The sequence below is a fragment of the Streptomyces sp. NPDC025618 genome, from assembly GCF_055558795.1.
Window position 1 is genome coordinate 242,876 of record NZ_JBVHLW010000002.1, and the last position, 13,156, is coordinate 256,031.

The window sequence follows — 13,156 nt, forward strand, 5'->3', positions numbered from 1 at the left end:
CGAGCTGCGCCTTCCGGGGAACGCGAAGCGCCCGCCCCCACGCGGGGGACGGGCGCTCACGGCCTGCCGGACTTGGTCCGGCGTGCTACTTCTTGCCCTTTTCGCCGCCGTCGGAGTCCGAGGACAGCACCGCGATGAATGCCTCCTGGGGCACCTCCACGCTGCCGACCATCTTCATCCGCTTCTTGCCTTCCTTCTGCTTCTCCAGCAGCTTGCGCTTACGGGAGATGTCGCCGCCGTAGCACTTGGCGAGGACGTCCTTGCGGATCGCGCGCACCGTCTCACGGGCGATGACCCGCGAGCCGATGGCGGCCTGGATCGGCACCTCGAAGTTCTGCCGCGGGATGAGCTCGCGCAGCTTGGCGACGAGCCGCACGCCGTACGCGTACGCCTTGTCCTTGTGCGTGATCGCGGAGAACGCGTCGACCTTGTCGCCGTGCAGCAGGATGTCGACCTTGACCAGGCTGGCCTGCTGCTCGCCGGTGGGCTCGTAGTCCAGCGAGGCGTAGCCGCGGGTCTTGGACTTCAGCTGGTCGAAGAAGTCGAAGACGATCTCCGCGAGGGGCAGGGTGTAGCGCAGCTCGACGCGGTCCTCGGAGAGGTAGTCCATGCCCAGCAGCGAGCCGCGGCGGGACTGGCAGAGCTCCATGATCGCGCCGACGAACTCGTTCGGCGCGAGGATGGTGGACTTGACGACCGGCTCGTGCACCTCGGCGATCTTCCCCTCGGGGAACTCGCTCGGGTTGGTGACGATGTGCTCGGTGCCGTCCTCCATGTTGACGCGGTAGACCACGTTGGGGGCGGTCGCGATGAGGTCCAGGCCGAACTCGCGCTCGAGCCGCTCGCGGATCACGTCCAGGTGGAGCAGGCCGAGGAAGCCGACGCGGAAGCCGAAGCCGAGGGCGGCCGAGGTCTCCGGCTCGTAGACCAGCGCGGCGTCGTTGAGCTGGAGCTTGTCCAGGGCCTCGCGCAGCTCGGGGTAGTCCGAGCCGTCCAGCGGATAAAGGCCCGAGAACACCATCGGCTTGGGGTCCTTGTAGCCACCCAGGGGCTCCGTGGCGCCATTGGCGAACGAGGTGATCGTGTCACCGACCTTGGACTGCCGGACGTCCTTCACACCGGTGATGATGTAGCCCACCTCGCCGACGCCCAGGCCGTCGGAGGGGGTCATCTCGGGCGAGGAGACGCCGATCTCCAGCAGCTCGTGGGTGGCGCCGGTCGACATCATCTTGATGCGCTCGCGCTTCTTCAGCTCGCCGTCCACGACCCTGACGTAGGTGACCACGCCGCGGTAGGAGTCATAGACCGAGTCGAAGATCATCGCGCGGGCGGGGGCGTCCTTGACGCCGACCGGGGCCGGGACCTCGGCGATGACCTTGTCGAGCAGCGCGTCCACGCCGACGCCGGTCTTCGCGGAGACCTTGAGCACGTCGGAGGGGTCGCAGCCGATGAGGTGCGCCAGCTCGGCGGCGAACTTCTCGGGCTGGGCGGCCGGCAGGTCGATCTTGTTGAGGACCGGGATGATCGTGAGGTCGTTCTCCATCGCCAGATAGAGGTTGGCGAGGGTCTGCGCCTCGATGCCCTGGGCCGCGTCCACGAGGAGGATGCAGCCCTCGCACGCGGCGAGGGAGCGCGAGACCTCATAGGTGAAGTCGACGTGACCAGGGGTGTCGATCATGTTGAGGATGTGGGTGTTGCCCTTGTCCTCGGTGGGGGCCCAGGGCAGCCGGACCGCCTGCGACTTGATCGTGATGCCGCGCTCGCGCTCGATGTCCATCCGGTCGAGGTACTGCGCGCGCATCTGCCGCTGGTCGACCACGCCGGTCAGCTGAAGCATCCGGTCGGCGAGCGTCGACTTGCCGTGGTCGATGTGCGCGATGATGCAGAAGTTACGGATCAGAGCCGGGTCGGTACGGCTCGGCTCGGGCACGTTGGTAGGGGTCGCGGGCACGCAGGATCCATTCGGTGACTTCGGCGCTTGAACGCCAGTCTCGGCGGGAGTCGGGTATACGACCCCTCCATCGTCCCATGAGCGGCGGGTACGGTCCGGTTTGGGAGCCCGGAGCGCCTGCTGGTAGCCTGGTCCACTGTGCCTCGTGCCCTCTCACGTGCGAGTGCGCAACATCGAAATCCAACGAACCTGAAAAGGCTCTTTCGTGGCGAACATCAAGTCCCAGATCAAGCGGAACAAGACCAACGAGAAGGCGCGCCTGCGTAACAAGGCCGTCAAGTCCTCGGTCAAGACCGTTGTCCGCGCGGCCCGCGAGGCGATCGCCGCCGGCGACGCCGCCAAGGCCACCGCCGCCGTCGCCCTGGCCGGCAAGAAGCTGGACAAGGCCGTCAGCAAGGGTGTTCTGCACAAGAACGCCGCTGCCAACAAGAAGTCGGCGCTGGCCAAGCAGGCCGCGGCCATCAAGGCCTGAAGCCTTTCCGGGGCCTGAGCCCCGACCCGTCGGTACGGACCCAGCGGACCCTCTCTACCGCTCCGTCCCGGCACCCTTCGCCGCACTCGGTCGTTCGCCACGCGGGTGCGGCATGAGCCTCACGGCTCGCTGAACGATCCGAAGGCCCCGTGCCCAGCCCTTCCCCGGGCGGGTACGGGGCCTTCGGCTTGCCCGTGGCAGAATTCCGCAGGCCGTTTGCGCCGATCGTGGCGGCGGGGCCCTTCGGGCGCGCGGTGGTGTGCCGGAAGGCCGGTCTCCCGTCCCCCGGTGATCGGAAGGCCGGTCGTTCGGCCCTCCGGTGATCGAAGCGGCTCAGCCGCGGCTGCGGGCCGCGCGGGCCACGGCGACGACGGCCTTCTCCAGGGCATACTCCGGGTCATCCCCGCCGCCCTTCACACCCGCGTCCGCCGCGGCGACGGCCCGGAGCGCGACGGCGACGCCGTCCGCCGACCAGCCCCGCATCTGCTGGCGCACGCGGTCGATCTTCCACGGCGGCATGCCCAGCTCCCGGGCCAGGTCACCCGGGCGGGCGCCCCGCGGCGCGGAGGCGAGCTTGCCGATCGCCCGGACGCCCTGCGCGAGGGCGCTGGTGATCAGCACGGGGGCGACGCCGGTGGACATCGCCCAGCGCAACGCCTCCAGGGCCTCGGCCGCCCGGCCCTCCACGGCCCGGTCGGCGACGGTGAAGCTGGACGCCTCGGCGCGGCCGGTGTAATAGCGCGCCACGACGGCCTCGTCGATCGTGCCCTCGATGTCGGCGACGAGCTGGGCGCAGGCACTGGCCAGCTCGCGCAGATCGCTGCCGATCGCGTCCACCAGGGCCTGGCACGCCTCCGGGGTCGCGGAGCGGCCCGTCGCCCGGAACTCCGAGCGCACGAACGCCAGGCGGTCGGCCGGCTTGGTCATCTTCGGGCAGGCGACCTCCCGGGCCCCGGCCTTGCGGGCCGCGTCCAGCAGGCCCTTGCCCTTGGCACCGCCCGCGTGCAGCAGGACGAGAGTGATCTCCTCGGCGGGCGACCCGATATAGCTCTTCACGTCCTTCACCGAGTCGGCCGAGAGGTCCTGCGCGTTGCGCACGATCACGACCTTGCGCTCGGCGAACAGCGACGGGCTGGTCAGCTCCGCCAGCGTGCCCGGCTGGAGCTGGTCCGAGGTGAGATCCCGGACGTCGGTGTCCGCGTCGGCGGCACGGGCGGCGGTCACCACCTCGCGCACGGCGCGGTCCAGGAGGAGATCCTCCTGGCCCACGGCGAGCGTGACGGGGGCGAGCATGTCGTCGGTTGCAGTCTTCCTGGCCATCGCGTCCAGCATCCCACGCACCGGTGACACTCCCGCCCGCATGGCCGGAGGGGCATACCGCACAATGATCGGGTGAGCAGCGTTCCCCCTTCCTTTCCGTCTTCTCCGGCCTCCTCCCCGTCGCCCACCTTCGACGCGGCCGGCCCCGTACGGCACCTGCTGGTGCTCCCCGACCGCGACGCCGCCGACGAGGCGGCGGACGAGGCGGCCCAGCGCTTCGCCCTGGACGAGGAGCCGCAGGTGGTGCGCGAGGCTCTCGCGGGCGAGGACGACGCCGAGGACGCCCAGTGGCTCGTGGTCCTGGAGGACCCCCGCGGCACCCTCTCCCCCGACGCCCTGCGCGAGCTCGCCGAGGAGTACGACGGCTGGCTCGAATCGGAGTGACGCGGCGGCGCCCGGACCGGCTTCCTCCTCATTTCGCCAGGACCGCCGCGGCATCGCCGGTCACCGCCACCGGCCCGTCCCTGTCCGTGCGCACCACCGTCGCGCCCTGGGCCTGGAGGGCGTGGACGGTGCGGGGTGACGGGTGCCCGTAGCGGTTGCCCGCGCCCACGGAGACGACCGCCAGCCGTGGCCGGAGCCCGCGTATCAGCTGGGGGTCCTGATGGGCCGAGCCGTGGTGGGCGACCTTGAGGACATCCACCGGGGGCAGGTCGGGCCGGGCCGCCGCCAGGGCCTGCTGGGCGGGCGGTTCGAGGTCGCCGGGCAGCAGCAGGGTCAGCCCGGCGCTCCGGACCAGGAGGGTGACGCTCGCGTCGTTCGGCCCGTCCTCCGCCGCGCCGGACGCCCCCGGCGGTGGCGGCCAGAGCACCTCCCAGGACAGCTCTCCCAGGTGCCGCCGCTCCCCCGGCGCCGCCTCCACGACCGGAACCCGCGCCCGCTCCGCCTCCCGGCGCACGAACGCGGCCCTGCCCGGCGGCTGGGCGAACGTCGTCGTCTCGATCGCCCCGACCGTCCGGCCACGCAGCACGCCGGGCAAGCCGTCGACGTGATCCGCGTGAAAGTGCGTGAGCAGCAAGAGCGGCACGCGCTCCACGCCCAGGGCACGCAGGCAGCGGTCGACGGCCCGGGGCTCGGGCCCGGCGTCCACCACCAGGGCAGTGCCCTCCCCCGCTGCCAGGACCAACGCGTCACCTTGCCCCACGTCGCACGCCGCGAACCTCCAGTCGGGCGGCGGCCAGCCGGTGACGACCCGGGTCAGGGGCACCGGGCGGACGATCGCGACGATCAGGAGCAGCGCGCAGGCCGCGCACACCCAGGGCCGGTGGAGCGTCCGGCGGGCGGCGAACACGGCGGCCGCGGTCACCACCGCCAGCAGCAGCCCGCCGGACCAGCCACTCGGCCAGCCGAGCTCCGCGCCGGGCAGGCTCGCTCCCGTACGGGCCACGCCCGCGGCCCAGGAGGCGGGCCAGCCCGCGAGCCACGCGAGCCCCTCGGCGAGGGGCGGGACGAACGGCGCGGCGACCAGGGCGGCGAAGCCGAGCACCGTCGCGGGAGCGACGGCCAGCTCCGCCAGGAGATTGCACGGAACGGCGACCAGGCTCACCCGCGCCGCCATGACCACGATCACCGGCCCGCACAGGGCCTGCGCCGCCGCGGCCGCGGCCAGGGCCTCCGCGGCGCGGGGCGGGACCCCACGCCGCCGCAGCCCGTCGCCCCAGCGCGGAGCGAGGGTGAGCAGGGCACCGGTGGCCAGGACCGACAGCAGGAAGCCGTAGCTCAGGGCCAGCCATGGGTCCCAGAGCAGGAGCAGCAGCACGGAGGCCGCGAGCGCGGGCAGCAGGCTGCGGCGCCTGCCCGTGCCGATGGCCAGCAGCGTGATCAGCCCGCATCCGGCCGCGCGCAGCACGCTCGGCTCCGGGCGGCACACGACCACGAACCCCAGCGCCAGCACCGCGCCCAGCACCGCCGTGAGCCGCAGCGGCAGCCCCAACCGGGCGGCCAGGCCGCGTCTTTCGGCCCGCGTGGCGAGGTGCGGCGGGCCGATGAGCACCGCGATCAGGATCGCGAGGTTGCTCCCGGAAACGGCCAGCAGGTGCGTCAGATCCGTGGCCCGGAAGGCGTCTTCGAGGTCGGGCGGGATGCGTGACGTATCCCCCACCACCAGCCCTGGAAGGAGCGCCCGGGCATCCGGCGCCAGCCCGTCCGTGGCATCACGCAGGCCCGCCCGGAGCCCGGCGGCCGTCCGCTGGAGCGCGTTCGGCCGCTCGACGACGTGGGGTGGGTCCTGCCCGCTGACACGGACGACCGCGGTGATCTTGTCGCCCTGCCGGGCGGGCGGGGCGAGGCGCCCGGTGACCCGGACCGTGGTGGAGGGCAGCAGTCCGAGCCAGGACGGGTGGGCGATCAGCAGGACGGGCGTACGGACGGCCATCTCGTGGTCCGCGGTGACCAGGCGGGTCGCTTCGCCCTCCACCACGACGGTGGGGGTCTCCGATGTCCGGGGACGGGAGTGAGCGGCGTGCGGGTCGTCGGTGACCGTGACGTCGAGGGTCGCCTCGGCGTAGTGAGCGGCGAGGGCGGGGACGGGGCCCGCGTGCGCTTCGGCGGTGGCCAGAGCGGCCGTTGTGGCTGCGGCGGTGGCACAGAGCAGCATCGCCGCGACGGCGCTGACGGTGGCTTTCGCCGCGGCTCCGGGCGAGGGGAGGCCGACGGGATCCTCCTCCGCGCCAAGCCCCGCACGCGTGCCCTTTCGCCGGAGGGCCACCAGCACCACGCACGCCACCGCCGCACCCACCGCTGCCACCGCTGCCACCGTCGTGCCGTCCGCGACCAGAGCCAGCGCCGCGGCCACCCAGGCGGCCACGGCGGGCATCACCAGGCGCAGGTCGGGTGGGGGGTTGCCGGGTGGGGGGTTGCCGGGTGGGGGGTTGCCGGGTGGGGGGTTGCCGGGTGGGGGGTTGCCGGGTGGGGGGTTGCCGGGTGGGGGGTTGCCGGGGCAGGGGTCATTAAGCGGAGGACCGTCGGGGCGGGAGTTGTCAGGCAGAGGCCCGTCAGGACGGGGCTCGTCGGGGTGGGGGTCATCGGGCGCAGGTGCGTCAGGTGGGCGGGCGGCGGGGCGGGAGTCGTCAAAGTGCGGGTCGTCGGGCGGAGATGGGTCAGGCTGTGCCTCAGGTGGACGGGCGTCGGGGCGGTGGGCGTCGGGCTGATGGGCATCAGGTGGGCGGGCGTCAGGCCGCAGGGCGCCCGGCGGGCGGGCATCGAGCAGGCTGCCGTCAGGCCGGAGGGCATCCAGTGGACCGGTGCCGGGCAGGCGAGCGTCCGGCGGGGTCACGGCTGGACCAAAGAGCGGAGGTCCGTGAAGCGGCGGGCGCCGATGCCGTTGACGTGGCGGAGCTCGTCCACGGAGCGGAAACCGCCGTGCTCGGTGCGGTAGTCGACGATGTGCTGGGCGAGGACGGGGCCCACGCCCGGCAGGGCGTCGAGCTGTTCGACCGTCGCGGAGTTGAGGCTGACGGGACCGGCGGGTCTGCCGCCTGCCGAGGCTCCGGGCGCCGGCCCGCCCGCCGGCACCGGCGGCCCACCCACGACGATCTGTTCGCCGTCCATGAGCACCCGGGCCCGGTTGAGCCCCGTGGTGTCCGTGCCCGGCCGCGCGCCTCCGGCGGCGTCGAGCGCGTCGACCACCCTCGACCCGGACGGCAGCCGCTGGATGCCGGGCCGCAGCACCTTGCCCGTCACGTCCACCACCACGCTGCCGCCACCACGGTTCGGGGGACTCGCGCGGTCGGCCGGAGGCACCATCGTCGGGACGGCGGCCACCGCGGCAGGTGTCTCCCGGTCCGGCGGACGCACGGTCCGCGGGCGGCCCGCCCAGAAGTGGTACGCGGCGAACACGCACGCCGCGACCAGCACGACCGCGAGCGCGGCCAGTGTCTTCGGCTCGATCCCGCAGCGGAGCCGCACCCACATCGGGAGCCGGTCCACCACGGCCGCCCGCCAACCCCCGTGCGCGCGAGGCGTTTTGGGCACGCTCCCGGCGGGCGGATCGGGGCTGCCACGCCCGGTCCGCCGTTCCGGGAACAGCGTCGCCGCCCGCTCCTCAGGCGAGCGGTCGGCTCGGGCCCCGGCGCCCGAGCGTGGCGGATCAAGTGTCAGGGTGTTCCGGCGATCAGTCATGTCACGACGGTAGGCGCGTTCGCCCGATCCCGCCGATGCCGCCCAAATTCCGTGGATAACCGGCTAGTTGTGGATAACTCCACCACCCGAACGAAGCGTTCCACCACCCCGAGAAGCACCACGCGAAGCGCCACGAGAAGCCCCACGAGAAGCGGCCCCCACAAGCACCGCGATAAGCCCCCGAGGAGCGGAAGCGCCCCCACCGGCGCCCTGAAACCGCGGGCCATCCCTCAGCGCGGCGCCACCACCACGCCCAGCAGCCCCGGCCCCGTGTGGGCCCCGATCACCGCGCCCACCTCGCTGACGTGCAGGTCGAGCAGCCCTGGCACCCGCTCCCGCAAGCGATCCGCGAGGAGCGTGGCCCGGTCGGACGCGGCGAGGTGGTGGACGGCGATGTCGACGGGCGCCGCGCCGGCCCGTTCCACGGCGATCTCCTCGAGGCGGGCGATGGCCTTGGAGGCCGTACGGACCTTCTCCCGCAACTCGATCCGGCCGTCGTCGAGTTGGAGCAGGGGCTTGACCGCGAGCGCCGACCCCAGCAGCGCCTGCGCCGCGCCGATCCGGCCGCCGCGGCGGAGGTAGTCGAGGGTGTCGACGTAGAAGTACGCCACCGTGCCCTGCGCGCGCTTCTCGGCGGCGGCGACGGCCTCGTCGAGCGTGCCGCCCGCCTCCGCGGTCTCCGCCGCGGCCAGCGCGCAGAAGCCGAGTGCCATGGCGACCATGCCGGTGTCCACGACCCGCACCGGGACGGGCGCGTCCGCCGCCGCGAGGACCGCCGCGTCGTAGGTGCCCGAGATCTCGGCGGAGAGGTGGAGGGAGACGATGCTCTCCGCGCCCGACTCGGCCGCCGCGCGGTAGGCGGCCGCGAAGACCTCGGGGCTCGGCCGGGAGGTGGTCACCGGCCGGCGCTTCTGGAGCGCCTGGGCGACCGAGCGCGCGGAGATCTCGGTGCCTTCCTCGAGCGCCTCGTCGCCCAGGACGACCGTGAGCGGTACGGCGGTGATGTCGTGCCGCTCCATCGCTCGCTGTGGCAGATAGGCCGTGGAATCCGTGACGACAGCGACATGGCGGGACATGTTCCGGAGGTTACCCGCCAGGCCGCTTCCACGGCAGGGCGGACCCCGTACGCGTGATCGTTCCGCCGGAAGACCGGACAGCGGGCCGTGCGGTCGGGTAGTGCTGTGCTGCGGGGCAAGCCTGCACGGCCAGGCAGGACCATACGGTCGGGCAAGACGGTATGGCCAGACAAGACCGTACGGCCAGATAAGCCCCTGCGGCCGAGCAAGGCCGTACGGCCAGGAAAGCCCGTGCGCTCAGGTGGTGCTCTCCGGGCGGTGGCTCTTCTGCCAGGAGTAGCCGGGCTGCTGCCAGGTCTTGCGCCCGGCGATCGCGGACCGCTCCCCCTCCGCAGCGCGACCGCCGGCCCCGGACGCCCCTTCGGCAGGCGCCTGCTCACCGGACGGCGAGCCTGACGCGGCCGACGGCCCCGGCGCGGAGGATCCGGCGGCCTCCCCCGACTCCGCCGTCATCCAGTGCCGCAGCGCGCCCGCCTCCATCTGGATCTGGCCGCTCAGCGTCTCCAGGTCGTCCTCGGCGAAGCGGCGGGCCCGGTCCTGCGCCGCCCAGCGGAGGGAGTCCGCGGACCCCTTGACGCGCTCGGTGCGCTCGCGCAGCTCGGGCAGGCAGGCGGCGATCCTGGCCCTGTCGGGCTCGTTCTCCAGGCGCTTGAGGTCGTCGTCGAGCTCATGGCCGTGCGCGCTGAGCCGCCCGAACAGGGCCTGTGCCTCGGACAGCGAGGCGTCCTCGGCGGCGGCGAGCCGCAGCGCCTCCTGGGTGGCGCGCATCGACGTCCGCAGGGAGAGCCGCAGCTGCGCGACCTCGCCGGCCGCGCCGGGCTGGGCGTACTGCCTGGCCTTCAGGCGGGTGTCCTCGACCGTCCGGCGGGCCTGGGTGACCGTGCGGTCGACCCCGCGCTTGACCGCGCGCACGGTCTTGACCGTGGCGATCACCCCGAGCGTGACGAGGACCGCGAAGATCAGCGCGACGATCACGGCCACGGCTTCCATGAGCGCTCCTCAGCGAGCTCGGTCGGGTCGCCCCACGGGAGCCCACAGGGGCTGGGGGCACGGCGCGCGCCGCGGATCCGGGGGACCCGCGCCACCCCTCCACCGTAAACGGAAAGGGCGGGCCGGGGGTTCCGATCGAACCCCCAACCCGCCCGTAGGGAGAAACCCCGAAGGCCCCTCCGTGCCCGCTACGCCGGGACGATGTTCACCAGCTTCGGCGCCCGCACGATGACCTTGCGGATGCCCGCGCCGCCCAGGGCGGCGACGACGGCCGGGTCGGCCAGGGCGGCCTGCTCCAGCTCCTCGTCGGAGATCGACGGGGCGACCTCCAGGCGGGCCTTGACCTTGCCCTTGATCTGGACGACGCAGGTCACGGCCTCGTCGACCAGATACGCGGGGTCGGCGACCGGGAAGTCCGCGTGGACGACCGAACCGGTGTGGCCCAGCTTGCGCCACAGCTCCTCGGCGATGTGCGGGGCCAGCGGGGCGACCAGCAGCACCATCTGCTCGGCGACCGTCCGCGGGACGTCGCTCAGCTTGGTCACGAAGTTGTTCAGCTCGGTGACCTTGGCGATGGCGGTGTTGAAGCGCAGGTTCGCCATGTCCTGGGTGACGCCGTCGATGGCCTTGTGCAGGGCCCGCAGCGTGGCCTCGTCGGGCTCGGCGGAGACCACGGTGACCTCGCCGGTGGCCTCGTCCACCACGTTGCGCCACAGGCGCTGGAGCAGGCGGTACTGGCCGACGACGGCGCGCGTGTCCCAGGGACGGGAGACGTCCAGGGGGCCCATCGCCATCTCGTACAGACGCAGGGTGTCCGCACCGTACTCGGCGCAGATCTCGTCCGGCGTGACGGCGTTCTTCAGGGACTTGCCCATCTTGCCGAGCAGCCGGCTGACCTTCTCGCCCTGGTAGGAGAACCCGCCGTCGCGCTCCTCCACCTCGGCGGCCGGTACGGCGATGCCCCGGCTGTCGCGGTAGACGTACGCCTGGATCATGCCCTGGTTGTAGAGCTTGTGGAACGGCTCGTTCGAGGAGATGTGCCCCAGGTCGAAGAGGACCTTGGACCAGAAGCGGGCGTACAGCAGGTGCAGCACGGCGTGCTCGGCGCCGCCGACATACAGGTCGACGCCGCCGTGCGGCTGGCCCTCGCGCGGGCCCATCCAGTAGCGCTCGGCGTCGGCGGAGACCAGGCGCTCGCTGTTGTGCGGGTCCAGGTAGCGCAGCTCGTACCAGCAGGAACCGGCCCAGTTGGGCATGGTGTTGGTCTCGCGGCGGTAGCGCTTGGGGCCGTCGCCGAGGTCCAGGGTGACGTTGACCCACTCCTCGTTCCGGGAGAGCGGGGTCTCCGGGGAGGTGTCGGCGTCGTCCGGCTCGAAGGTGCGCGGGGAGTAGTCCTCGACCTCCGGCAGCTCCAGCGGCAGCATCGACTCGGGCAGCGAGTGGGCGACGCCCTGCTCGTCGTAGACGATCGGGAAGGGCTCGCCCCAGTAGCGCTGACGGCTGAACAGCCAGTCGCGCAGGCGGAAGTTGACGGTGCCCTCGCCGATGCCCTGCTCGGTGATCCAGGCGATGGCGGTGCGCTTGGCCTCGTCGACGGCCATGCCGTTGAGGTCGAGCTTGTCGTTGGCGGAGTTGATGGCGGGGCCCTGGCCGGTGTACGCCTCGCCCTCCCAGCCCTCGGGCGGCTGGACCGTCCGCACGACCGGCAGCTCGAAGGCGGTCGCGAACTCCCAGTCGCGCTCGTCCTGGCCGGGCACGGCCATGATCGCGCCGGTGCCGTAGCCCATCAGGACGTAGTCGGCGACGAAGACCGGGACGGGCTCGCCGGTCAGCGGGTTACGGGCGTACGCGCCGGTGAAGACGCCGGTCTTGTCCTTGCCCTCGGTCTGGCGCTCCACGTCGGTCTTGGACTGTGCCTGCTTGCGGTACGCGGCGATGGCGTCGGCCGGGGTGCGGGCGCCGCCGGTCCACGCGTCCTTGGTGCCCTCGGGCCACTCGGCCGGGACGACGGTGTCGACCAGGTCGTGCTCGGGGGCCAGCACCATGTAGGTGGCGCCGAAGAGGGTGTCCGGGCGGGTGGTGAAGACGGTGATCTTCTCGTCGTGGCCGATGACGTCGAAGGCGACGCGGGCGCCCTCGCTGCGGCCGATCCAGTTGCGCTGCTGGAGCTTGATGGCCTCGGGCCAGTCCAGCGCCTCCAGGTCGTCGATCAGGCGGTCCGCGTAGGCGGTGATCCGCATGTTCCACTGGCGCAGCTTGGACTTGAAGACGGGGAAGTTGCCGCGCTCGGAGCGGCCGTCGGCGGTGACCTCCTCGTTGGCCAGGACGGTGCCCAGGCCGGGGCACCAGTTGACGGGCGCGTCGGAGGCGTACGCCAGGCGGTACTCGCCCAGCACGTCGGCGCGCTCGGCGGCCGTCAGCTCGCTCCACGCGCGCGTGCCGGGAGCCTGGCGCTCACCGCGCTCGAACTGCTCGACCAGCTCGGCGATCGGGCGCGCCTTGCCCGCCTCCGGGTCGTACCAGGAGTTGAAGATCTGCAGGAAGATCCACTGGGTCCACTTGTAGTACTCCGGGTCGATCGTCGCGAACGACCGGCGCTTGTCGTGGCCCAGACCCAGCCGGCGCAGCTGCGCCTTCATGTTCTCCATGTTGGCCTCGGTGGAGACCCGCGGGTGGGTGCCGGTCTGCACGGCGTACTGCTCGGCGGGCAGGCCGAAGGCGTCGAAGCCGAGGGTGTGCAGGACGTTGTGGCCCGTCATGCGGTGGTAGCGCGCATAGACGTCGGTCGCGATGTAGCCCAGCGGGTGGCCGACGTGCAGGCCCGCACCCGAGGGGTACGGGAACATGTCCATGATGAACTTCTTGGGCCGGGCGACGACCGCGGGGTCGCCCGCCAGGTCGCCGTCGGGGTTGGGGGCGTCGTAGGTGCCCTCCGCGTCCCAGAAGTCCTGCCAGCGTGCCTCGATGTCAGCGGCCAGCGCGGCCGTGTAGCGGTGCGGGGCAGCCACCTCGGCGGCGGTGTTGGTCTCGCTCATCGTCCTCAAAGCTCCATCGATCGTCGTCTCTACCTGCGGGCACCTGCGGAAATGAAAAATCCCCTCGCACAGGAGGGGACGCCGCGCCGATGCCGACCGGTCACCGGTCGGTACTGATCAGCGCGGCCCGCTAAGCAGAAGGCGTACGGCACGCATGGGGTCAGGTTACCGCAGGGGCCGAAGGGCCCGCACC

General features: G+C 72.6%; 9 protein-coding genes. 2 read left to right on the top strand and 7 right to left on the bottom strand.

Features of this window, described 5'->3' with window-relative positions; genetic code table 11:
- Nucleotides 1–85 precede the first annotated feature (85 nt).
- Nucleotides 86–1,951: a translation elongation factor 4 gene (gene lepA, locus ACZ4A5_RS03330; RefSeq protein ID WP_398868572.1), complete on the bottom strand. Its 1,866-nt coding sequence runs from the start codon at nucleotides 1,949–1,951 to the stop codon at nucleotides 86–88.
- A 205-nt stretch (nucleotides 1,952–2,156) separates the two neighbouring features.
- On the opposite strand from lepA, the gene rpsT reads away from it, so the two are divergent.
- Complete coding sequence (rpsT, locus tag ACZ4A5_RS03335) at nucleotides 2,157–2,423, top strand: 30S ribosomal protein S20 (protein ID WP_361522860.1); 267 nt, start codon at nucleotides 2,157–2,159, stop codon at nucleotides 2,421–2,423.
- Between the two features lie 333 nt (nucleotides 2,424–2,756).
- Here rpsT and holA read toward each other — a convergent pair whose 3' ends face one another.
- Nucleotides 2,757–3,743: a DNA polymerase III subunit delta gene (holA, locus tag ACZ4A5_RS03340; RefSeq protein WP_467577929.1), complete on the bottom strand. Its 987-nt coding sequence runs from the start codon at nucleotides 3,741–3,743 to the stop codon at nucleotides 2,757–2,759.
- Nucleotides 3,744–3,899: 156 nt separating this feature from the next.
- Between holA and ACZ4A5_RS03345 the strand changes: the two genes are divergently transcribed.
- Nucleotides 3,900–4,127 (top strand): hypothetical protein, encoded by a 228-nt coding sequence (locus ACZ4A5_RS03345; RefSeq protein WP_467578146.1) that lies wholly within the window; start codon nucleotides 3,900–3,902, stop codon nucleotides 4,125–4,127.
- 28 nt (nucleotides 4,128–4,155) lie between these two features.
- On the opposite strand, the gene ACZ4A5_RS03350 is transcribed toward ACZ4A5_RS03345, so the two are convergent.
- The 5 genes from ACZ4A5_RS03350 to leuS form a co-directional block, all read right to left on the bottom strand.
- Nucleotides 4,156–6,558 carry a ComEC/Rec2 family competence protein gene (locus ACZ4A5_RS03350; protein ID WP_467578148.1) on the bottom strand — a complete coding sequence of 801 codons (2,403 nt, stop codon included), beginning with the start codon at nucleotides 6,556–6,558 and terminating at the stop codon, nucleotides 4,156–4,158.
- Nucleotides 6,559–7,013: 455 nt separating this feature from the next.
- Entirely contained in the window at nucleotides 7,014–7,655 is a 642-nt protein-coding gene (locus tag ACZ4A5_RS03355) for a ComEA family DNA-binding protein (RefSeq protein ID WP_467578150.1), read from the bottom strand.
- Between the two features lie 437 nt (nucleotides 7,656–8,092).
- Nucleotides 8,093–8,938, bottom strand: coding sequence for a DegV family protein (locus ACZ4A5_RS03360; protein WP_467577932.1), 846 nt, complete (start codon nucleotides 8,936–8,938; stop codon nucleotides 8,093–8,095).
- A gap of 237 nt (nucleotides 8,939–9,175) precedes the next feature.
- The gene (locus ACZ4A5_RS03365; protein ID WP_467577935.1) at nucleotides 9,176–9,928 is read right to left on the bottom strand and encodes a hypothetical protein; all 753 of its coding nucleotides are present in this window, start codon (nucleotides 9,926–9,928) and stop codon (nucleotides 9,176–9,178) included.
- 188 nt (nucleotides 9,929–10,116) lie between these two features.
- On the bottom strand, nucleotides 10,117–12,963 hold the full coding sequence (leuS, locus tag ACZ4A5_RS03370) for a leucine--tRNA ligase (protein WP_467577937.1): 2,847 nt from the start codon (nucleotides 12,961–12,963) through the stop codon (nucleotides 10,117–10,119).
- Between the last annotated feature and the right edge of the window lie 193 nt (nucleotides 12,964–13,156).